Below are 23,653 nucleotides of genomic sequence, written 5' to 3'. Positions count from 1 at the left end.
CAGACCGACCGTGGATGCAGCGACGGTCAATTCAACCCAAGCGGATCGTGCCCATTCCCATTGCCTTTCCACGACGCAAGGACGCAAAGCCCGATCTGCTCGACCCATTCCAACACCCGGCCTAGCATAGTTGCTCTTTTGTCGTCGCCACGTCCCCTGGCGGCTCCCAACCGATACGGCGCCCCAGCAGCAAGCCGAACCGTTGCGAGAACAGCTCCTGTATTGCCCAGGGCTTCGTCGGCGTAGGGCACCAGCCACCAGCGAAATGGAGTTCGCCATGGGTGTCTGCTTCTGGCCCGCCGGGCGCTTGAACAACGCCGCTTCCCTCCCACCGAGAAACGGCGCCCTGCAACATCCCTCCACTAAGCCTGCAACACCTCCTCTCTGAGCCCCAGCCCCACATCGTCGATCACCGCCTTGCCCATCTCCGCCAGAAAGTGCGCGGCCCAGGCGTAACGCTCGCCCTGCTCTTCCATGGCGGCATCCAGAGCGAGTTTCTTGGCGTAGTACAGCAGGGTCGATGCATGCTCCAGGGCTTGGTGCAGCGGCACGTCGGCGTTGACGCGAAACAGGGTTTGCTCGCCATCGCCGCAAGGCCCGAAGGTGACGAAGCCGAGGGTTTTGACCGGAGCGGAGGTGCTCATAGCGCACCTCCGTTTGCTCTTGGGAAGCGAGAGTGATGGGACAGGAAAAGGAGATTAGAAAAACAATGATCTGCGAATGGTTTGCCAGCGCGCATGATTGAACTCCATATCGTTGCGCCTGTATCAAAACGGGTTACCAAGCCCGGCCGCTGCGTTTGCAGCGACGATCAAAGGCTAGTCTCGGGCTCTATACAGGGCAACGACAAAGGCGTGGCAGATTATGTCTAACGGGGCAGGCTTGGGAATGCGCCTGTACCTCATCAGATAGCCACCCTTTTCAGCCTGTCGGAGCTTGTTCGTCCGTATTCGCAACTGGTCGTGCAATAAAGATCAGGCTCTATCAGAAACGCCTGATTTCGTTGGTGCAGCCCGCAAGGCTAGCCTGCTTGGCTCTCGGGTTTCCCGCATAAGGAAATTGCATATGGCCGATCTTGCCAAAGTAGGCGATCACGTCACCTGCCCGCTCTGTGGCATCACCAGCATCACCAACGGCTCCACTGATACCTTTGTCGACGGCCAACCGGCAGCACTCGTCGGTATCAGCCACACCGCCTGTGTCTGTGCCTCGCCCATCGTCTCAGGACTGGCTTGGTTCTACATCAATCACTGCCATGCCGCTGTGCATGGCAGCATGACCGCCAACGGTGGCATCGTCCTGGCCTCGTCCAGCGTGAAAACCGGTATCCCGAGCACTGTCGGCAACAATGCTCGAGCGCCGACCGCCGGTGATATGAATCACATCGTCCTTGATGGTCAGCGCTACGCCTATGCGGCCGACTCATCGCAGCCTCATCTAAAAGGCGGCATGACCTTTATCGCTCAGCCACAAACACCCTATGTATTCGCCAAGTCGTGCCTGACGCCACATGGCACCACCAAAGCTGGCGACACCCTGGAATCGGCAGGCAATTTCGGCCGGTTGACCTTATTGGCTCCTCTTGAACAATCACAAGACTCCGGCATCCCAGCCCATGTGAGTGCCGGCAGTGTAATGCTGGGACGGGCGGTAGGCGCTAGTGTGACTGAAGGGCTTGGAAGCTGGACGCTTCGCGGTGCAGCGAGCACTGTCGGCAGTGCAGCAGGCAGCGTATTGAGTACAGTAGCTCTGGCTCTTTGGCCATCGCCGATGGCTGACGGCACTCTGTATTCCGAACACCAATTGCGCGGTCTTCGAGAGGCTGCCACTCGCGTGCGCTTCCAGTTTCGCCGAGATGCAAACGGAGTGCTAAGGATCTACGGCATCCACACCAGCGCCAAGTCCGGCGAGGATCGAGTACCCACCGCCGAAGCCCGATGGAACACCGACAAAAGTGCCATGGAGGCGCATCTGGAGGGGTTGAATATCACCTGGACGCCCAATAACGGTCCTGTCGTGAACACGCCAACCACCTACCCAGGCATCCCGGAAACCCTTGACAACCTGTTGGTCCACCCCATTCCAGAGGGCCAAGATTCAAGGTTTTCTCATTACCCCGGTCAGGATGCTGAAGACATTACCTGGCAAGACATTATCGTCTCGTTCCCAGCAGACTCGGGCGTACCCCCTCTTTACCTAGTCTTCGCCAAACCTGCAGTCAGACCACTGGAAGTCGATATCTATGGGGCATTCAGTGGACGCTTGCGCGATGGGTTACATCTGGATCACATGCCGTCACAAGCAGCCTTAAAACATCATTTGAAGAAAATAGCTCATCTCGCTGCGGACGAGATCACCGATCTCATGAAGACTGCAGCCTGCATCGCCATTCCTGCTCAGGTCCACCAGAAGTACAGTGAGACCTATGGCGGACGAAATACCAAGCTCAAGCAACGTCTCGATGCAAGCGATTTGCGCACAGCGGTAGAAAACAACTTCGACGCAATCAAACCCTACATGTTGGAAGCAAACTTCTCAGAAACTGATCTTGAGGATGCTCGTGTCAAGATGCACAAGATTAATGAAGAACAGGGGTGGTACCGATGAACGCAGAAGCAATTCAACAATGGATAAACGCGCTCGGCCGAACGTACGAACAGCTTGTGGCGGCCGGTGTTGTTCCGAATAGCCCCTTGATCCCTCTATTTGAAGGGAGTGACAACGAAGATTTGATCCAAAAGCCTGCACCAGGGGTCGAGCTGTGGTTTTGGGCGGAAAACAGACGTTTGGAGCAGGTGATGATTACCCTGCTGCCTACGATTGGCCAGCCAGTCTATATGGGCAGCCTACCGAGTCCGTTCAGCCTGAAGATGGATCAAAAGTCTGTACGCAATGCTCTGGGCGAGCCGATGACATCCCAAGGGCCGGTCATACTTCCGGGCGGGCGTGGCAAGCGCGGCGGTTCGGATACTTATCGCCTGTCCACTGAAACCCACCCCAATGCCAAGGTGACCCTCGGCTATCTGGAAAGCCTTGCGGTGAACAACATCAGTTTCTCCCTGGTCGATAAGGGTCACGATTGATGGTGGACGGTGTTATGCCACGCCCCCCATAAATAAGCAGTACTAGACGATCGTCGTTGACGAGCCGGCGATAACCATCCCACCGGTGGTGGTCGGGTCGCCTTCCCTGATGACATAGGCCATGAATACATCCTTAAGTGCCTGAGAAATTCAGGCACCGACCCTATCAATGGGCAAAAGACGTAAACATGGGAGCTTTCCCAGCCCTCTGTATTAAAAGTCGCTATGAGTCGTAGGAACGAAAGCGGGAAAGCCCTGGGTACGGCTTACCGTTTCGCAAGCACATCCACCCCCTGTTCCAGGGCATCCTGAACAAAACTAAAGGCGCTCTACCAAGGTGTTCGCAGCGTTCAGCTTCCCATCGAAGCCTCTGCTGTCATTTTCATCCGCTACAGGGTGCAACCCCATCGAGTACCCCTTGTTTCCAGCCCTATCAAGATCGCGGCTATGCGGCCCTGCCAAAGAGCGCTCCATCCGAGCGACAATTTCGGCATTCAAACTGCGTCGGTTCTTTTTCGCGATGCGCTTCAAGGTTTGACGCAAGCCTTCGGGTAATCGAAGAAAAAATCTGTCGACTGCTTCAGTCATCACCTACCTCCGGGCAACCTGTGTTTCGATCGTTAATGTGTGTCATCACACCATCACTGGATCGAAGCGGTCTGTGGCGATGCGGGCGATGTCAGCAAGCCTTTGACGGCCGCCGAAAAGCACTCCACCTGCAGCGGGTATTCCTGCCCCATCAACCGACCTTTGCCATACCAGACGATACCGCCCTGACTCAGGACCAGGCCGTTGCGGCCAAACTCGAAAACACTCCCCACGGAACTGCTGAAGACGAAGCGGCTGTCATCCATCTGCAGCAGCTTGTACTGCGTGTTCGCGGGCGGAAGTTGTTCCTTGATGCGCTGCAGGTATGTCGGGGCCAGACGGGTAAACAACTGCCCGGCGCGTTCACGGTATTGCGGTATCGTCAGCCCCGGACTGCGCTGCAGCTCGACGGCGATCAAGGCGAATATATCGGCGTTGGCCCGCGCCACGGCCAACTTGACCGACAGTGCCGACGTCAGCAACGTGTTATCGATCTGCAACGATGATTTCTCTGGCTGTCCGTTGGCGGGCGGTACGGTGACGGGGCGCATGAACTCGGCCACATTGACGGTCGACAGCACGGACGTCGCCAGATACGCCGCACAGGCTGAGGCCTGCCCAGGCCGATCACCATTGACCAACAACGAGAACGGGCTGCCCTGTCGAGGCAAAGCCTGCACGTCGATCCCCTGTTGCTTGAGAAAGGCGTCGACCTGTTGCTGTTTCACTTCGCCTCGCGCCAACGCGCAAAGTTGCTCCATCATCAGTGTTTTGCGCGGCTCGTCGAACCTGGGCGACAGTTGGAAAATCGCGTCCTGAATCACCGGTAACGCAGGAGTACGCAACCATATACGCGCAGTATCCGTCGGCCTGTCTGCCAGGAACATGCTGTAACCGGCCAGTGCCACCAGAGCGATCAGAATGGCAACGAAAATGGATTTCATGTTCATCGTGTTTTGCCTGAAAAAGTTGGATTAAGACCTGTACAAGACCCATCAGCGGGTCACCACTGATAACCGATACCCACGGCCACCCCCACGTTGCGCTGGGTGTCGGTACTGCCCTGTAACTTGGTCACCCACCTGCCGTTGCCGGACATATGCGAGACGCCGAAGGCAAACGACGATTGGCCGCGATAACTGCTGGCGGCTGCCGTCGTCATGCTGGAGCCTGGCGAAGAGGACTGCGGAAGACTGGCCATGGCCATCGCGCCGGCAATCCCCGCGCTGAGAGTTTCGTCTTGCTGCTTGAGGTCGTTTTTCAGCTCCGCATAGCGCTGGTCGGTGTAGGCATTGGCACTGGTGGTGATGTCCGCCACGCTTCGGGTCAACTGATCGAGGTTCACCGCATCCGTGCCGCGGGTACCCGCCGCGAGGTGGGTGATCTGCCGCTCATTGTCGGCACTGCCCACCGAGACACTGTTGTCGCGATCCGCCACCGAGTTGCTGCCCAGTGCCGTGGCATTCCTGGCCGAGGCCTTGGCCCCGTTGCCCAAAGCCACGGAGTTTTCCCCGGAGGCCAGAGACTGACTGCCGACCGCTGCGCTGTTTTTGCCGGAAGCGACCGCCCCCGCCCCGCCGGCAATCGAATCCACACCTGTGGCTTTCGGTTTGGCTGCGCTGCTGTTGTTCACCTGGAACATGCCGTCGGTACCCTTCTTGATGTTGGAAACATCGTCTTCGACGGCGCTAATGCGACCCTCCTGCTGACCCGCATTCGTCCCCAGATTGGCAATCGACTCATCGGTGTATTGCTTGGCTTCGGCCACCGCACCGTCGAGCTGGCGCACGTTGACCGCATCATTGGCGTTCTTGCCGTCGGCAACGTTGCTGACCGTTCGGGTTTGGCCGGTGGTGGCGTTGCCCACCGAGACCGTGCCCGCGGTCGCGTTACTCGCCCCCGAATACTTACCGCTGTAGGTTTCTGCGCCGCGCCCGTCATCGCTCGAGCCACTGCCTACGGCAACACTGCCGTCGGCGGAAGCCGTTGCGCCGCTGCCCATCGCCACCGAGCCATTGCCCGAGGCCTGGGCCTGGGCACCCAACGCCATGGCGTCGGTACCGGTGGCGGCGGAGTCGGCCCTGGTCGAGTTGACATGCAGATACTTGATGCCGCCTCCCGCGCCGATCAGGGTTTCGAGCCCGCCGACGCGGCCGCCCAGGTTGGTGATGTCCGTGGTGTTTTGATCCACCTGGTCGCCGACCACTTTCAGTTGGGCCACGTTGACCGCGTCGTTGTCTTGCGTGCCGGCGGCCAGCCCGGTGAGTTTGCGACTGCCCAGTGCCGTGCCGATACCGATTTCACCCACTGACGCCTGCGGTGCCGCCAGTCGATAGGCGCTGTAACCCGCCTCGGCGCCGACTGTGGTCACCGAACTCGAACCCAGCGCCACGCTCATGGCGTGGCTGGCGTTGGCCCCGGCGCCCAATGCAACCGACTGCTCCGCCGCGGCCTGAGCCGCGCTGCCCAGGGCGATGCCCGAGGCCAGCAACACCTGGGTATTGCGACCGATGGCGATGCCACCGGCGGCGGCCTGACCGACACTGGCCTGATTGCCGAGACCAATGCCGTTGTCGCCATTGACCACGGTGCCCGGACCGACAGCGATCGACTCCGCGCCGCTGGCGAGTGAGTCCACCAGGCTCGCCGAATTGGCGTGGAAGTACAGCGTGCCGGTTGAGCTCAACGAGCCCATCGCACCGGTCAGTTGACGCAGGGTCACGGCATCGTGATCGTCGGTGGCGTCCGCCACGTTGGTGATCTGCCGGTAGCTGCCGGCCTTGCCCACCGAAACCGAGCCAAGCAAGGTGGCATCCGAAGTGTCATAGATGATCGCCCCGCTGCCGGCGGCAATCGCCCCCGTCGTCGGCGCCAGGACACGGTCGGCAACCGAGCCTTCACCCAGTGCGATCCCCCCCGCCACCTGAGCCTGGCTCAGATGCCCCAGCGCCAGACCACCAGCAGCCGTCGCATTGGCGCCTGAACCGGCTGCGAATGAATTGACACCTGCGGCAATGGACTGTGGCCCGATGGCAACGCTGTCCAGACCTGTGGCTTGCGAGTCGGCCAGTACCGAGTTGCTGTGGAAATACTTGATGCCCGCGCCGTTGTTGACGAGGTTGTCGACGGTCTGGTTGGTCGCGAACAGCTGCGAACCGTTCACTGCGTCGGTGCTGGTGGCGTTCAAGGTTCCGGCTGCGACATTGGTCAATTTCACCGAGCTGCCTGCCGGGTTGAAGGTCACCTGGTTTTTGGTCACGGCATCGTCGTACTTCACTGCCACAGCTGCTGTGTTGGTCAGACCGGTATTGAGGTTGCTCAGCGCAGCGCCGACGTTGTTGCTGACCAGCGGGCCGGTGTTGCTGCCAGTCGCGCTGATGCTGCTGGTCGAATAACTCGGAGCCGTCCACACGCCGGTGGCTGGATCGAGTTGAGCACCACCGCCCAAAGCCAGTGCCGCGCTTTGGCCGACCAGGTTGAGCTGGCTGACGTTCACCGCATCCGTTGCGCTGGAACCGGCAGCAAGGCCAGTCAGGCGACGGCCATCAGCGCCGTTGGCGATGTTGACTTCCCCTCCCGTCGCCACTCCGCCGACACCATAAGCCGCATTGGCCAATGTTGTGCCCGTGGCGGACGAGTTGGCGCCCAGCGCCACGCCGTTGGCAATGGTTGCACTCGCGAGCGGGCCGATAGCCACGCTGTCTTGGCCGGTTGCGCTGCTGTCGGCGAGGATCGAGTTGCCGTGGAAGTACTTGATGCCCGCGCCGTTGTTGACGAGGTTGTCGACGGTTTGATTGGTCGCGAACAACTGCGAGCCGTTGACCGTGTCTGTGCTGGTAGCGTTCAAGGCGCCGGCTGCGACGTTGGTCAACTTGACCGCGGTTCCCGCCGGGTTGAAGGTCACTTGAGTTTTGGTGGAAGCATCGTCGTACTTCACCGCCACAGCCGCCGTGTTGGTCAGGCTGGTGTTGAGGTTGGTCAATGCTGCGCCAACGTTGTTGCTGACCAAAGGCCCGGTGTTGCTGCCAGTCACACTGATGCTGTTGGTCGAATAACTCGGTGCCGTCCATACCCCGGTGTTTGCATCAAGCGCTGCGCTGCCGCCCAAGGCGGTCGCCGTGTCCTGCCCCGTTTTATTCAGTTGGCTGACGTTGACGGCATCGGTCGCGCTGGCGCCGGCGGCAAGGCCAGTGATGCGACGGCCATCAGCGCCGTTGGCGATGTTGACTTCACCCCCAATCGCCGCCCCGCCAACGCCATAAGCCACATTGGCCAACGTTGTGCCCGTGGCGGACGAGTTGGAGCCCAGCGCCACGCCGTTGGCAACGGTCGAACTCGCTGCCGGACCGATGGCTACGCTGTCCTGACCGGTTGCGCTGCTATCGGTCTGTACCGAGTTGCTGTGGAAGTACTTGATGCCCGCACCGTTGTTGACAAGGTTGTCGACGGTTTGGTTGGTCGCGAACAGCTGCGAGCCGTTCACTGCATCGGTGCTGGTGCTGTTCAACGCACCAGCCGCGACATTGGTCAACTTCACCGAGGTGCCTGCCGGGTTGAAGGTCACCTGAGTTTTAGTCGCGGCGTCGTCGTACTTCACCGCCACGGCAGCCGTGTTGGTCACGCTGGTATTGAGATTGGTCAAGGCAGCGCCGACGTTGTTGCTGACCAGAGGGCCGGTGTTGCCACCGGTCGCGTTGATGCTGTTGGTCGAATAACTCGGAGCGGTCCACACGCCCGTGGCGGGATCAAGTTGTGCCCCCCCGCCCAAGGCCAGCGCTGCGCTTTGGCCGATCAGGTTGAGCTGGCTTACGTTCACCGCGTCCGTTGCGCTGGAACCAGCAGCAAGGCCAGTGATGCGACGACCATCAGCGCCATTGGCAATGTTCACTTCGCCACCGGTTGCCGCGCCACCCACGCCATAAGCCGCGTTGCCCAGCGTTGAACCTGTCGCGGACGAGCCGGATCCCAGAGCAACGCTGTTGTCGAAACCGGCCGCGGCGCCGTTGCCCAACGCAACACTGTTGGCACCACTGGAAACAGCGGCCGGCCCCATCGCCACGCTGTCCTGACCGGTTGCGCTGCTGTCGGCGAGGGTCGAGTTGCCGTGGAAGTACTTGATGCCGGTGCCGTTGTTGACGAGGTTATCGACGGTCTGGTTGGTGGCGAACAACTGCGAGCCGTTCACCGCGTCGGTGCTAGTGGCGTTCAGCGCACCGGCCGCGACATTGGTCAACTTCACCGCAGTCCCTGCCGGGTTGAAGGTCACCTGGGTTTTAGTCGCGGCATCGTCGTATTTCACCGCCACAGCGGCTGTGTTGGTCACGCTGGTATTGAGGTTGCTCAGCGCCGCGCCGACGTTGCTGCTGGCCAATGGGCCGGTGTTGGCGCCGGTTGCGCTGATGCTGTTGGTGGAATAGCTGGGGGCCGTCCATGCTCCGGTGTTCGCATCAAGCGCTGCGCCGCCACCCAGGGCGGTCGCTGTGTCCTGCCCGGTTTTATTCAGTTGGCTGACGTTGACGGCATCCGTCGCACTGGAACCTGCGGCGAGACCCGTGATGCGACGACCGTTGGCCCCATTGGCGATGTTGACTTCGCCACCCGCTGTCGCTGCCCCGCCCACCCCATAAGCCGCATTGGCCAATGTTGTGCCCGTGGCGGACGAGTTGGCGCCCAGCGCCACACCGTTGGCAATGGTTGCACTCGCGAGCGGGCCGATAGCCACGCTGTCTTGGCCGGTTGCGCTGCTGTCGGCAAGGGTCGAGTTGCTATGGAAGTACTTGATGCCCGCGCCGTTATTGACGAGGTTGTCGACGGTCTGGTTGGTGGCGAATAACTGCGAGCCGTTGACTGCGTCGGTGCTGGTAGCGTTCAAGGCACCGGCCGCGACATTGGTCAACTTAACGGCGGTCCCTGCCGGGTTGAAGGTCACCTGGTTTTTAGTCGCGGCATCGTCGTACTTCACTGCCACGGCTGCCGTGTTGGTCAGGCTGGTATCGAGGTTGGTCAGTGCTGCGCCGACGTTGTCGCTGACCAGTGGACCCGTATTGCTGCCAGTCACGCTGATGCTGTTGGTCGAGTAACTTGGCGCCGTCCATGTCCCGGTTGTCACGTTGACCGACGCGCCGCCACCCAGGGCCGACGCCATGTTCTGGCTGCTCGCGAACAACTGGCTGCCATTCACGGCATCGGCGCTGGTAGCGTTCAACGTACCTACCGCGACATTGGTCAACTTCACCGCAGTCCCCGCCGGGTTGAAGGTCACCTGGCTTTTAGTCGCGGCATCGTCGTATTTCACCGCCACAGCCGCCGTGTTGGTCACGCTGGAGTCGAGATCGCTAAGGGCTGCACCGACGTTGCTGCTGACCAATGGGCCGGTGTTGGCACCGGTTGTGCTGATGCTGTTGGTGGAATAGCTGGGCGCGGTCCATGCCCCGGTGCTCGCATCAAGCGTTGCGCCGCCGCCCAGGGCGGTCGCTGTATCCTGCCCGGCTTTGTTCAATTGGCTGACATTGACGGCGTCCGTAGCGCTGGAGCCGGCGGCGATCCCGGTGATGCGACGGCCATTGGCGCCGTTGGCGATATTCACTTCACCCCCAGTCGCCGCCCCGCCTACACCATAAGCCGCATTGGCTAAGGTCACGCCCGTTGCGGATGAGCCAGAGCCCAAGGCAACACTGTTGTCGAAACTGGCCGTGGCGCCATTGCCCAGCGCAACGCTGTTGGCACCTGCGGAAACCGCCGTCGGTCCCATCGCCACGCTGTCCTGACCGGTCGCGCTGCTGTCGGCGAGGATCGAGTTGCTGTGGAAATATTTGATGCCGGCGCCGTTGTTGACGAGGTTGTCGACGGTCTGGTTGGTCGCGAACAGCTGCGAGCCGTTCACTGCGTCGGTGCTGGTGGCGTTCAAGGTTCCGGCTGCGACATTGGTCAACTTCACCGCCGTGCCCGCCGGGTTGAAGGTCACCTGGGTTTTAGTGGTGGCATCGTCGTATTTCACCGCCACGGCAGCCGTGTTGGTCACGCTGGTGTTGAGATCGCTAAGTGCCGCGCCGACGTTGTTGCTGACCAGCGGGCCGGTGTTGGCACCGGTCGCGCTGATGCCATTGGTCGAATAGCTCGGCGCCGTCCATGCACCGGTGGATGCATCAAGCGCCGCACCACCGCCCAGAGCGGTCGCCGTGTCCTGCCCTGCTTTATTCAGTTGGCTGACGTTGACGGCATCGGTCGCGCTGGAGCCGGCGGCAAGGCCAGTAATACGACGGCCATCAGCGCCGTTGGCGATGTTCACTTCACCACCTGTCGCCGCACCGCCAACGCCATAAGCCGCATTGGCCAATGTTGTGCCCGTTGCGGATGAGCCGGCGCCCAAGGCAACGCTGCTGTCGAAACCGGCCGCAGCGCCGTTGCCCAGCGCAACGCTGTTGGCACCACTGGAAACAGCGGCTGGTCCCATCGCCACACTGTCCTGGCCGGTTGCGTTACTGTCGGCGAGGGTCGAGTTGCTGTGAAAGTACTTGATGCCCGCGCCGTTGTTGACCAGGTTGTCGACGGTCTGGTTGGTCGCGAACAGCTGCGAGCCGTTCACTGCGTCGGTGCTGGTGGCGTTCAAGGTTCCGGCCGCGACATTGGTCAATTTCACCGAGCTGCCTGCCGGGTTGAAGGTCACCTGAGTTTTAGTGGTGGCATCGTCGTATTTCACCGCCACGGCAGCGGTGTTGGTCACGCTGGTATTGAGATTGGTCAATGCAGCGCCGACGTTGTTGCTGACCAATGGGCCGGTGTTGGCACCGGTTGCACTGATGCTGTTGGTGGAATAACTCGGTGCTGTCCACACGCCGGTGGTTGCATCAAGCGCTGCGCCGCCTAGAGCCGTCGCGATGTCTTGCCCTGCTTTATTCAGTTGGCTGACATTGACGGCATCGGTCGCGCTGGAACCAGCAGCAAGGCCAGTGATGCGACGACCATCAGCGCCGTTGGCGATGTTCACTTCGCCCCCAGTCGCCACCCCGCCAACGCCATAAGCCGCATTGGCCAACGTTGTGCCCGTGGCCGACGAGTTGGCGCCCAGCGCTACGCCGTTGGCAATGGTCGCACTCGCGAGCGGGCCGATGGCTACGCTGTCCTGGCCCGCCGCACTGCTGTCGGCCAGGGCTGAATTGCTGTGGAAATACTTGATGCCCGCGCCGTTGTTGACGATGTTGTCGACGGTCTGGTTGGTCGCGAACAGCTGCGAGCCGTTCACCGCGTCGGTGCTGGTGGCGTTCAAGGTTCCGGCCGCGACATTGGTCAATTTCACCGAGCTGCCTGCCGGGTTGAAGGTCACCTGAGTTTTAGTGGTGGCATCGTCGTATTTCACCGCCACGGCAGCGGTGTTGGTCACGCTGGTATTGAGATTGGTCAATGCCGCGCCGACGTCGCTGCTGACCAATGGGCCGGTGTTGCCCCCTGTGACGCTGATGCTGTTGGTGGAATAACTCGGCGCCGTCCACGCACCGGTTGTCGCGTTGACCGTCGCGCCGCCGCCCAGGGCCGACGCCATGTTCTGGTTGCTCGCAAACAACTGGCTGCCATTCACCGCATCGGTGCTGGTGGCGGTCAAGGCACCCACCGCGATATTGGTCAACTTGACCGCCGTACCCGCCGGGTTGAAGGTCACCTGGGTTTTAGTCGCGGCATCGTCGTACTTCACCGCCACGGCTGCCGTGTTGGTCACGCTGGTGTTGAGGTTGGTCAGTGCTGCACCAACGTTGTTGCTGACCAATGGACCGGTGTTGGCACCGGTCGCGCTGATGCTGTTGGTCGAATAGCTCGGCGCCGTCCATGCCCCCGTGGTCGCATTGAGTGCCGCGCCGCCCCCCAGAGCGGTCGCCGTGTCCTGACCGACCTTGTTCAGTTGGCTGACGTTGACGGCATCCGTCGCATTGGCTCCGGCGGCAAGACCAGTAATACGACGGCCGCTGGCGCCGTTGGCGATGTTCACTTCACCGCCCGCCGTCGCCGAGCCACCGACACCATAAGCGAGAGTACTCAGCGTGGAGCCGGTGGCTGATGAGTTCGAACCCAGTGCCACGCTATTGGCGACGGTCGCGGATGCCAACTGCCCGATTGCAACAGCGGAACTGGCGGCAGCTGCCACCGTTGATTCGGCACCAAGAGCGATGGAGTTTTTCGCTCCGGCCTGGGCTCCGCGGGTTGTGTTACTCCCGATGGCAATCGCACCGTCGTCGGACGCAGTGGTGGAGTTGGCCACAGTAAGCGCAGCAGTGCCGGCCGAGTTGGCGGCCGAACCACCGATGGCCACGCTATTGACGCCAAGCGCATTGCTACCAAAACCCGCGGCGGTACTTGCGATACCCGATGCAATGGACTCCAACCCCAGCGCGGTCCCCCACTTCGCGGCACTGGCAAGAAAGCCGAACGCTGCCCCACCCGCCCCCGTAACATCGGAAAGACTGCCATAGGTAGTGGCTGCAGTGACACCGTGCCCATCAGCACCGCAACCTGTAATGGTCGCATAAGTACCCGTATCGCCCGTTGGGGCGGTGGTCCCCCCTGCGTCAGGGGACCTGCCAACGGCAGCACCAGTGCCGGTAACGCATGATCCTGATGGCACATAAACGGCCGCATATCCTGGCTCAGACCATCCGCCGACTAAACTCAAGGCCACGACCAGTGGACTCAGCGAGCACAATTGTCCGAGCCATGCAGGAAAGACTATCCCCCCCCGGTTACGCTGCCCTGCCGGCCCACTCTTGGCCTTCTTGCTGGCAAGTTCCGAAACAACTACCCAGCAACCCAGCGATGTATTCCACACTACCGAAAATATTCTATTCATCACTCAACTGGCATTGAGCCAACCTCCGAAATCTGCGTCATCCATGGCGTGATAACTTTCGCGTTTAATTCGATTGCGGATAAAAAACCTTGCCGACAACTCTCGACTCACATCCGGAAACGACGAGAATCGAACTTCGTTTTACGTAGCGAACAAGCATCACAATGGAATCAAGTGATCGTATTTTCTCGAGTTGCACGGTGAATTCAGTTAGGAAATTTCCTGCTGTTTGTAGGAAATTTCCTAGCTAACGCACATCAGAAATACGCCCATAAAAAACGCCAAAGAACATGTAATAAATGTCTTTGGCGTTATGCGTTTTCCGAATCAATTCATTCATTGCGTACGTGAATAAGCCACTTAATAACTGGCCTCTGCCCCTCGCTGAAGATCCAGCCAGTTCAACAAACTGGCCGCCGACATCGGCCGCGCGCACAAGTAGCCCTGCCCTTGTGTACAACCAAGTTCCAACAACACTGTGCGCTGTTCTTCGGTTTCAATCCCTTCGACCACCACCGACATGCCCAGCGCTTCGCCGAGCGCCAGAGTGCTGCTGATAACGGCACGGCGGCGCGGTTCATGTCTGAGCCCGCGCACGAACTCGCCATCGAGTTTGATTTCGTTGAACGGCAACTGGCACAGCCGCTGCAACGAAGAAAAACCCGCGCCGAAGTCATCGATAGACAGGCTGCAGCCCATCATTCGCAGGCGCACCAGGCTTTCCAGGCTGATAGCCGGTGCTTCGAGCAACCCCGTTTCGGTCAGCTCGAAGGTCAGCCCGGAGCCGGGTAGATCATGAGCCGCCAATATGGTCTGAATCCGGCCCGGGAGTTCCGGGTTGACCAGTTGCCCCGCATGCAGATTGAACGCGACGTTCAGGGCAAACCCTTGATCGAGTGCCTGGCGCTGGAGCCTCAGCCCTTGTTCCAGTTGCAGGAACAGCAACTCATCCAGCCATCCGCAACGTTCGATAACCGGCATGAACACCGAGGGCGGCAAGACACCTTTGAACGGATGGTGCCAGCGCGCCAGGGCTTCGATGCTGCACACGCCTCCCGTCCGCAGATTGAACTTGGGCTGGAAGTACGTGTGCAATTGATGGCCGGCGAGGGCCCGACGCACCTCTTCTTCGGTGGCCGGCACGACAGGCAACACGCCCGCTTCGTTGATGGGTTCGTTCCAGTGCTTGGCCAGCAACAGCTGCAATGCCCCGGGCTGCAAAGGCTTGTTGACATCGCCCAGCAGCGCCATGCCCAAAAGCGCAATCAATTGCCCCAGCACACTGCGCGCATCGGCCGACAGCGTACTGCTGATGATGATCGACCCTGCCAGCCCGGAACGGCCCATGGCCTGCAAAAGGTCCAGGGTGCCCCCGCCCTCCTTGCGCAAGACGCAAAGCGTGACATCCACCGGACCGATCTGTTCGAGACTCGCGAGTGCCTGCCCCTCATCCACGGCAACAAAGACTTCCTGGCATCCAGATTGCCGTAGCACGTTGGCCACCATCAAAGAATGGGAGGCCATGTCGCCAAGAACCAGAATACGTAGCGGGAGCATGGGCATGGAAGCAGCTCACTCTGAAAGGAATGAGCCAATTGTCCGGACTTGGTCAACCGGCATCTCTAGGAAACTTCCTTCTGAAAGTAGGAAATTTCCTAGCGAAAAACCGGAGTATTACCGCCGACTATGACCCCGCAGGCGTGTTTGATCGTTGCGAATTTTCCTACAGACAGTGCATTGCGGCCTTCATTAACGTTTGCGCATCAATTGGCTATGGATATCGGCCAACCTCTCCAGACCGAGTCGGACATGACTAAAGATCGAAGACAACTACGAGTCCTGCTTAGGCGACACAAAAAAAATCTTGAGTTGCTGATCGCGCACAGCCAATCGTGGCACGGCGAAGATTGCGAAAGGGGTAGCGCCACCCGCCAGAATCTGACACTACAGATCGAACAGTTATTGAAACAACTTAACAAGTGAAGGGAACACAAACCGGAAGTTCGCCGCCACTCATGACGCTCTGAACGTACTTTCCCGACATTTATGTTGGCGAGGCACTCACGTCTTTTTATCTCTCCAAAAGCAACGTATGAAGCCGATAGGATATTTGCAGTGATTGACGACCCCATGTCCGCCCCACGCGCAGCCATTATTTCTGACCTGGAAAAGTCCAAAGAGGCGTTTCTTGCCGCCGGAAAAACGATCCAGAACATCCCGTCAGGCCATAGCGGGCTCCTTTCCGAGAGGCCTGTCGCGGGTCATCAAAAAGTCCAGCGGGCCGAACGCGCGAAATTTGCCCCCGCTCTGCGGGAACTGGCTGAATCCGGACGATCCCTGCAGGCGGCTGCAAACGCCCTGAAATTGAAAGTGGAGCGCGCGCAACTGATTGCCAAGGAAAACAACATCATGTTCAACCGTGTGTAGTACGTGATTCCCTATCAGGCGCCCCCACCAACACTCCACTCACACGCCCATCCGCCATCAACAACGGCCTCGTTGATAACGCAACTTTATTAAAACGTTAAAATTTTGCGGCACTGCGGCAGCCGGCGCGACGGTCAACTGCATGCCGGCGATGCCAACAGCGTCCATCTGAGTAGCATCTATCCGGCGGCGACATCGTCGGCGCCACAGCCCTCGACACTCACAGCCCTGCACACCTCTTCTACCCCGATAGTGCGCCCCGTCGTGGCAGGCTCAAATCGGCTGATCGCCAGGACGTCAGCGGGCAACTGGATGTGCGGGGGGCCGGGTGAACCAGGCAGTCCCCCTGACAAGGAGAAGGACCGCATACACATGAATGGCGTACCCAGGCATCTGCATACCGGAGCCGCGGCTTTTCGGCCCCACGTCGGGAAGTGATGCAAAAAACTACAGCGCCGGCTCACCGATACGTTGCTCCAGCGTGTGCATCAATTGCTCCATCGCTTGTTGCAACGCATCCACCGCCTCTGTCAGAGCGTCAGCGTCAGCCCCCATACAGACGGTTTCCAACTGCTCGCAGCACAGGATCAGACGGCCTGCCTTGATGATCCGCGCCCCGCCCTTGACCCGATGGGCCAGATCGGAAAGCCCCGACAAGTCGTGCTCGCCGAACAGCTTGATGAGCCGCAACATATCCTCTTCGTTGCTGCTGGCCAGATCCCCCAGCAACTTCCTGATCGCGCCGTGATCGCCACGGGTCAGTTGCTGCAGGCTGCTCAGATCGATGTCGCCCTCGACAACAGGGCTCAGGGCGCCATGCGTAGATGATTCCGAGCCGGACTGCACCGAGGCAAGTCGGGCACTCAGGTCACCCAGGCTGATCGGTTTGAAAAGGCAGTCGTCCATCCCCTCTGCCAGGCAGCGGTCTTTTTCCTCTGGCTGGGCATTGGCGGTCAGACCGAGGATCAAACAAGGCTCGGCCCCCGAGGACTTTTCTTCGTCACGGATGGCCCGCGTCAATTCATAACCGTTCATGACCGGCATGTTGCAGTCGGTGATCACCACATCGAAATGGCCATTGCGCCAGGCGCGCAGGCCATGGGCGCCGTCCTCGGCGTCGCTGACGCTGTGACCCAGGTAAGACAATTGCTGGGAGAGCAGCAAGCGGTTGGCCGGGTAATCGTCGATCACCAAAATGTTCAGCACACTCGCCTGCCCCGTGAGTTCGGCCGCGGGCGACTCGGCGGCGGGCAAAGGTTGCAGGATCAGAAGATCCAGGCGGATATCAATCTGTGTGCCCTTGCCCGGTACGCTGGTCAGGTGCAATTGCCCGTCCATCATTTCACACAGGGTACGGCTGATGACCAGCCCCAACCCCGAACCACCCCGCGCCGACTGATGATTATTGCGGGCCTGGCCGAACGGGTTGAACAGCAGCGCCTGATCTTCGGCCGAAATGCCAATGCCCGAATCCTTCACCTGGACATGAATCGCCAGGCGCTCGCCGCACACGCCGAGTACCGTCTGAACGCTCAAGCGCACTTCGCCTTCGTCGGTGAACTTGATCGCGTTGCTCAGAAGGTTGGACAGGATCTGTTTGAAACGCAGGGGATCGATCAGGACATCGCGACAGGCCTTGAGGTCGAAATCCAGCAACAGCCGCACCCCCTTCTGCCGCGCCACCCCTTCGAACATGCGCACCACCGATTCGACCAACTCACGCAGGCTGGCCCGTTCCGGGGTCAGGGACAGGCGCCCGGATTCGATGCGTGCGATGTCGAGAATGTCGCCGATCAGATCCAGCAACCCCCGGGCCGCGCCTGAGGCCACTTCGATTGCGAACCGGTCCATGACGCCTTGATCGGCCTTCTTCATCGCCAGTTCGAGCATGCCGATCACGGCATTCATCGGCGTGCGGATTTCATGGCTCATGGTCGCCAGAAAGGTGGTTTTCGCCCGGTTGGCGTCGTCGGCGCTTTTCTTGGCACTCTGCAATTGATCCATCAGGCGCTGACGGTCGCTGATGTCGATCCAGCCAGCAATGATGCCCATCACCACGCCTTCACTGGTGTGATACGGCAGCATCCAGTGATACACCGTGTGCACCACGCCATCGGTGTGGATGTAGGTGCGATCCTGGAGCCATCGCGTGCCGCTCTCCATGACCTTGACGTATTCAGCCTGGAACGTCTGAGCATCGGAATGCCCAACCACCGAGCTGTCGATCAGACGCTTGCCCATCACGGCTTCGCGCGGCAGGCCCAGCGCGTCCAGGTAGGCCGAGTTGCAACTGATCAGTCGGCCTTCGCGGTCGCGCACGTAAATCGGATGGGGGGTGCCATCGATCAAGGCCCGCATGAATTCCATCTGGTCGTTAAGCGCCAGCTCGGCCTTCATACGGATAGACACCAGTTTGCGCAGATGAACGATCCAGACCACCGCCAGAATCAGCAACAGCGCGAAAATGACAAACCCCTGGATGACCGCCGAGCGATGGTGCAACCAGCTGTCGTTATCGATCACCACGTCGTGGCGCCAACGGCTCGTCAGTTCATCCAGTTCTTCCGGAGGAATGCTTTGCAGGGCCTTGTCCAGAATCGAGTACAGCTCCAGCGCCCCACGATCGGTGGCGAACCCGGTCGGTGCCGACACAGGACCGACAACACTGGCCACCCGCAGACGGTCGCGGTACTGGCGCAGAATCATGTATCGCCCGTTGATCAGCGAATTGAGGGCACCGTCCGCTTCGCCTTTGTCCAGCAACGCCAAGGCCTCGGCCGACGTCGCTGTCTCGACCAGTTGAATACCCGGGAATGTCCCACGAATGTACTCACTCAGCGCATTGCCACGCCGCATCGCCAGTCGTTTGCCGACCATGCCTTCCAGCGATTGCGGTCTGTCTGCCCCCTCCTGCGTGATCAGGACAAACGGGCTGGTCAGATAAGGCCGGGTGAACCGCAGTTCGCCTTCCCGGACGGCGCTGGGGGTGAAGGCCGCGATCAGATCCGCATTGCCGGCCCGGACCTGCTCGATCAATTTCTCCATCGAGCTGCTGCGCAGGACATCGAATTTCAGACCCGTGCGCTGGCTGACCTTGGCCAGCACCTCGGCGCCGATACCCCGGAATTCACCCTGCCCATCAAAAAAGGAGACCGGCGGAAGACCGTCGTTGACGGCCACTGTCAGCCGAGGGTGCTTGTGCATCCAGCGTTGTTCGGCTTCTGTGAACTGGAGCGGGCCAAGGCTGGCAACGTTCAGGTCCCCTGCTCCCCACCGACGCAGGATCGTCATGCGATCGCCGATCGGGATCACCTCCAGCGCCGCATTGATGATCTGCAGGAGCTGACGGTTGCGCTGATTCAGGGCGAACGAGAAATGCGTGCTGAACACCCCCGACAACGTCGTCAGATGGACGTCATTGAAGAAGTATTTGCCGACCAGATAATGGGTACTGACGGCATCGCCCAGATACGCATCCGCCTGATGGAATGCCACGGCGCCGATCGCGCTCTGGGCCGAAGGGTACAGCTGTAGCGCAGCCTCGGGGTAGTTTGCGGTGGCCGCATCCGTCGGCTGAACGCGATCAACGACGGCAAGGCGATTGCCAGCCAGGTCTGGCGCCAACACCTTGTCGGTGCCACTGCGCGTCACCAGCACCGACGGTGCCTGCACATAGGGACTGGTGAGCGCCAGCTCCGGATCTGTCCCATCGAAACTGTTGACAGTACCCACCAGATCCAGCTCACCGTCCCTGAGCGCCCGCATCGCCTCGGCCCGGGAATCATAACGAAGCACTTCGATCCTGATGTGCAACATGCCGGCCAGCAGCGCGGCATAATCGGCCGTGATGCCCTCGTAATCCTGGCCCCCGATGATCATGCCGAAGGGCGCGCTGTCCGGCAGCGATGCCCCCAGGCGCAGTGATCCTTTATCGCGCAACCAGCGCCAGTCCGCTTCATCCAGAACGACCGAAGGCAGTTCACCGTTCGAACGACCCAAGAGGTTCAGGGTTTGCACCGCAGCCTGTGCCGGCGAAACACTCCCCAACTGACCGAGCAGGCAGAGGGTCAGCCCAAGGCAACACAGAGAAGTTTTCATTTAGATCAGGTTATTGCGCTTGGCAAAGTCGGCCAGATACACCACCGACTTCACATTGAGTTTTTCAATGAGGCGGGTTTTATAGGTACTGACGGTCTTGTTGCTCAACAACATGGCATCACCGATTTCCTTGTTGCTCAGGCCCCGGGCCAGTTGCTGCAAGATGACCAGCTCTCGATCGGACAGGCCGCGAATCATCTCCAGTTCGGTGGAGTCGATGTCGCTGCGGCGTACAGAGTTTCCGGCAAGGTTGGGGAAAAAGGTATAGCCGGCCATCAGCGCCTTGATCGCTTTGCTCAGCTCGCTCAATTCATCGGTTTTCGAAATATAACCGGCCGCGCCCGCCTTCATGCAGCGCATGGCGTAAAACGCCGCGGACTGAGAGGTCAACACCAGGATCTTGCTCGACAGTTTCAGCGCCTTGATCCGACTGATGACTTCCAGGCCGTCGAGACTGGGCATGGCGATATCCAGCAGGATCAATTCCGGCTCATGCTTGCGAGCCATTTGCACGGCATCGGCGCCATTGTCGGACTCGCCAACGACTTCGAATTGCTCACGCTCGAGCAACACCTTCACCGTCGCCCGAATGAAGGGATGATCGTCTACAATCAACGCTTTATGCATTTGAACCTCACTGCAATACGCACAGGAAAATACCAGTGACAGAATGGCCATGCATCACAAAAGTATGGAACAAATCACCGGTTTATGCTGCCCGGATCACTCAGTAATCAGGTCGTTATATCGAGCTGTTTGAGGAACCTGGGCTGACGCTTTCAAGTGGGTGAATCAGGTTCCTGCAACCACCGCAGAAACCGCTGGGCCTCCATCGGACGCGCCAGGTGGAAGCCCTGGCCAAATGAACACCCCATCGCCACCAATCCATCGCGGATAACCTGGCTGCCGACGCCTTCGATCACCAGGCTCATGTTCAGCGCGCGGGCCAGCGCCACGGTGCTGGTGACCATCGCATGGGTGCGAGGGGCCTCAATGGATCGGACGAGCTGGCCGTCGAGCTTGAGCTGGTTGAACGGCAGTTGGCAGAGCAACGTCAACGATGAAAAGCCCATGCCGAAATCGTCAATCGACAGACTGCACCCCATCATGCGCAGGCGTTGGAGGTTTTCCCGGGTCGTGCGAGGAACATCCAGCAAGCCGTTTTCAGCCACTTCGAACAACAACGTCCATCCTGGGAAGCCGTGCCCCTTCAACAGTTGTTCAATGTGCTCGATCAGGTCGTTGCGGGCCAATTGCGAAGCGTGAAGGTTGAACGCCAACTCCAGGGCCAGACCGGATCGGCGCAAGGCATTGAGCAAACTCATCCCTTGCTCCAGCATTTGCTTGAGCATGTCGTCGATCAGGTCGTAGGCCAACACAGCCGCCAGAAAGTCCTTGGGCAACAACAGGCCCCTGACCGGGTGCTGCCAACGCACCAGCGCCTCTGCCCCGGCCACCGCGCCAGTGTTCAAATCGAACTTGGGTTGGAACCAGGCCTTGAACTCCCCCTCGGCCAGGCCCCGTCGCACGTCCTCCTCGCTCGGGAGCCTGGAGTGAGGCGACGACTCGACGTCCGGTGTCGGTCGTCGGCGAGAATAACGACTCAGGATTTCCTGCAACGCATACAGTTGCGTGGGTTTGCTCATGACGCCGAGCATCTGCAACCCCGAAAGGCAGGTCATCTGTTCGACTGCGCGGCGCAGTTCCGGCTTCAGCTCGCTGCACAGTGCAACCGCACGAACCAAGCCGCTCTCTGCGACCTGAGTCAGAAAGTCCAGACAGTTGACGGCCGTATTGCTCAGGTCGCAAAACACAATGTCCACGCCTCCCGCCCGGTCTATTTGCGTCAGGGCCCGCTCGCTGTCAGCCGCCTGCAAAATATCGTCGACACCCAGGTGCTGGAGAGCCGTAACTAGCGCGCCACGCTGAAACGATTGATCTTCTAAAACCAGGACGCTAGGGGAGCACATCTCGCCAGTTACTCTGCCAATGACTTGAGGGGAAAATTCTGGCGACTCCCTTTCATTGGAAGCGAAGGATTTATCTCGGCAATCTGTAGGAAATTTCCCAAGAGCTAGCTTGAATAGCCGTAAACGCTTTCGACCGGGGACGTTCGACGTGCGAAGTAGAGGAACAGACGTAGAAAACAGCGAGTGGGCCTGCACATCGAAAGAGGCATATGAGGCACTGCGCTACTGGCGCAGGGACGTTACGCGAGATGACTACAAGCAGGCGTTAAGACCGTTCCGAACTGAACACCTCAAAAGTCTCTTTGTAGCGCCAGGCGCAGGTGGAGATCTGCGCATCCAAAAGCTCAGGTCCCGCATCCAACACTCAGGCACCGACCCTATCAATGCGCAAAGCCGTAAACATGAGAGCTTTCCCAACCCTCTGTCCTAAAACTCGCGATGAGCCGTAGGAACGAAAGCGGGAAAGCCCTGGGTGTCGCGTGTGCCCCTACACCGCTGGCTGGTGATGGGTCACGCAGTGAATGCCGCCGCCACCCGCGGCGATCGCGTCGATGTTCAGTTGCACCACTTCGCGCTCCGGGTACAGGCGCGACAGCAGCTCGAAGGCCTTGGCGTCGGCGGCCTTGTCGCCGAATTGCGGGGCGATGACCGCGCCGTTGATCACGAAGTAGTTGATGTAGCCCGCGGCGAAGTCCGGGTTGCCTTTGCTGAACTTGCTGCTGCGCGGTTGCAGCGGCGGCGACAGGGTGTGCACTTGTAGCCGGCGGCCGTCGGCGTCGGTGGCCGTCTTGAGAATCTCCAGGTGCGCCAGCGTCACCTTGTGGTCGTAGGACTCGGGGTCGGTGTCGAGGTTGGCGACCACCACCCCGGGGCTGACGAAGCGCGCGTAGAAGTCCACGTGGGCGTCGGTGATGTCCTTGCCCTTGATCCCCGGCAGCCAGATGATTTTACGCAGGCCCAGGCGTTCCTTCAGCTCGGCCTCGACCTCGGCCTTGCTCCAGTCGGGGTTGCGGTTGGCGTTGATCCAGCTGCTTTCGGTCATGATCGCGGTGCCGTGGCCGTCGACCTCGATGCCGCCGCCCTCGCCCACCAGTTCGCTGCGGATGTAACGGGCGCCGGTGTTCTGCGCCACCTGCCGGGCCAGCCGGGCATCGTCGGCGTGCTGCTGTTTGTTGCCCCAGCCGTTGAAGTTGAAATCCACCGCGCCCAGGTCGCCGGCTTCGGTGATGACGAAGTTGGCGCCGATGTCGCGCATCCAGATGTCGTCCAGTTCGGTGACGACAAAGCTGGTGTTATCGCTGCCGCACAATTCTTCGGCCAGGTCGCGCTCGCTGTCGCGGCAGAACACTGTGACCGGCTCGTGCCGGGCGATGGCGCGGGCGATGCGGCCTAGGGCTTGCTGCACGTCGGCGGTGAAGTCCTCCCAGATGTCCTCCTGCGCGCCGAAGGCGATAAAGGCGCGGCGATGCCGGTCGCCCTCGTCGGGCATGAACCAGTCCGCGCGGGCGGCGCCCAGCGCCCGGGGCAGGTGCAGGCCCATGGACGCGATCAGGCTCATGCCGCCGACCACTGAAACCTGTTGGATAAATGTGCGACGCGTTGGCATCTGCTTGGCTCTCTCAGGGTACTGGCGCCGCTACGTACGGCGCCCT

The 23,653-nt window shown here is 60.2% G+C and carries 11 protein-coding genes and 4 pseudogenes; 3 read left to right on the top strand and 12 right to left on the bottom strand.

Going from position 1 to position 23,653, the window contains the following annotated elements; translation table 11 throughout:
• Positions 1-362 precede the first annotated feature (362 nt).
• Positions 363-644 carry a DUF3077 domain-containing protein gene (locus tag BTN82_RS12690; RefSeq protein WP_075119458.1) on the bottom strand — a complete coding sequence of 94 codons (282 nt, stop codon included), beginning with the start codon at positions 642-644 and terminating at the stop codon, positions 363-365.
• Between the two features lie 421 nt (positions 645-1,065).
• On the opposite strand from BTN82_RS12690, the gene BTN82_RS12685 reads away from it, so the two are divergent.
• Both BTN82_RS12685 and BTN82_RS12680 read left to right on the top strand, forming a co-directional pair.
• Positions 1,066-2,607: an S-type pyocin domain-containing protein gene (locus BTN82_RS12685; RefSeq protein WP_075119457.1), complete on the top strand. Its 1,542-nt coding sequence runs from the start codon at positions 1,066-1,068 to the stop codon at positions 2,605-2,607.
• Positions 2,604-3,083: a DUF6392 family protein gene (locus BTN82_RS12680; protein ID WP_075119456.1), complete on the top strand. Its 480-nt coding sequence runs from the start codon at positions 2,604-2,606 to the stop codon at positions 3,081-3,083. Before BTN82_RS12685 ends, BTN82_RS12680 begins: the two co-directional genes overlap by 4 nt.
• Before the next feature lie 45 nt (positions 3,084-3,128).
• Here BTN82_RS12680 and BTN82_RS31510 read toward each other — a convergent pair.
• The 7 genes and pseudogenes from BTN82_RS31510 to BTN82_RS12550 all read right to left on the bottom strand — a co-directional run.
• Positions 3,129-3,206: pseudogene (locus tag BTN82_RS31510) on the bottom strand (PAAR domain-containing protein); the annotation flags it as partial.
• 195 nt (positions 3,207-3,401) lie between these two features.
• Entirely contained in the window at positions 3,402-3,671 is a 270-nt protein-coding gene (locus BTN82_RS12675; protein ID WP_075119455.1) for an Arc family DNA-binding protein, read from the bottom strand.
• A gap of 53 nt (positions 3,672-3,724) precedes the next feature.
• Complete coding sequence (locus BTN82_RS12670) at positions 3,725-4,621, bottom strand: hypothetical protein (RefSeq protein ID WP_075119454.1); 897 nt, start codon at positions 4,619-4,621, stop codon at positions 3,725-3,727.
• Positions 4,622-4,674: 53 nt separating this feature from the next.
• A pseudogene (locus BTN82_RS31860) lies at positions 4,675-9,399 on the bottom strand (YadA-like family protein); the annotation flags it as partial.
• A 77-nt stretch (positions 9,400-9,476) separates the two neighbouring features.
• A pseudogene (locus tag BTN82_RS31855) lies at positions 9,477-9,573 on the bottom strand (hypothetical protein); the annotation flags it as partial.
• Positions 9,574-9,783: 210 nt separating this feature from the next.
• Positions 9,784-13,506, bottom strand: a pseudogene (locus tag BTN82_RS31850) (ESPR-type extended signal peptide-containing protein); the annotation flags it as partial.
• Between the two features lie 360 nt (positions 13,507-13,866).
• Complete coding sequence (locus BTN82_RS12550; RefSeq protein WP_075119453.1) at positions 13,867-15,069, bottom strand: EAL domain-containing protein; 1,203 nt, start codon at positions 15,067-15,069, stop codon at positions 13,867-13,869.
• A 552-nt stretch (positions 15,070-15,621) separates the two neighbouring features.
• Here BTN82_RS12550 and BTN82_RS12545 point away from each other — a divergent pair.
• Positions 15,622-15,933, top strand: coding sequence for a hypothetical protein (locus BTN82_RS12545; RefSeq protein ID WP_075119452.1), 312 nt, complete (start codon positions 15,622-15,624; stop codon positions 15,931-15,933).
• A 447-nt stretch (positions 15,934-16,380) separates the two neighbouring features.
• Here BTN82_RS12545 and BTN82_RS12540 read toward each other — a convergent pair whose 3' ends face one another.
• The 4 genes from BTN82_RS12540 to BTN82_RS12525 all read right to left on the bottom strand — a co-directional run bounded on the left by BTN82_RS12540 (position 16,381) and on the right by BTN82_RS12525 (position 23,607).
• A complete protein-coding gene (locus BTN82_RS12540) occupies positions 16,381-20,031 on the bottom strand; it encodes a transporter substrate-binding domain-containing protein (RefSeq protein WP_075119451.1) in 3,651 nt (1,216 codons plus the stop codon).
• A complete protein-coding gene (locus BTN82_RS12535) occupies positions 20,032-20,658 on the bottom strand; it encodes a response regulator transcription factor (RefSeq protein ID WP_075119450.1) in 627 nt (208 codons plus the stop codon).
• A 152-nt stretch (positions 20,659-20,810) separates the two neighbouring features.
• Positions 20,811-21,854 carry an EAL domain-containing protein gene (locus BTN82_RS12530; RefSeq protein WP_261792959.1) on the bottom strand — a complete coding sequence of 348 codons (1,044 nt, stop codon included), beginning with the start codon at positions 21,852-21,854 and terminating at the stop codon, positions 20,811-20,813.
• A 634-nt stretch (positions 21,855-22,488) separates the two neighbouring features.
• Positions 22,489-23,607, bottom strand: a complete 1,119-nt coding sequence (locus tag BTN82_RS12525; RefSeq protein ID WP_075119448.1) for an agmatine/peptidylarginine deiminase — start codon at positions 23,605-23,607, stop codon at positions 22,489-22,491.
• Positions 23,608-23,653: the final 46 nt, after the last annotated feature.

It is taken from the genome of Pseudomonas chlororaphis, from assembly GCF_001921865.1.
In the GTDB taxonomy this organism is placed as follows: domain Bacteria; phylum Pseudomonadota; class Gammaproteobacteria; order Pseudomonadales; family Pseudomonadaceae; genus Aquipseudomonas; species Aquipseudomonas chlororaphis_D.
The sequence above is the reverse complement of the archived record's forward strand: the minus strand, read 5'-3'. Positions and strand labels throughout refer to the sequence as shown.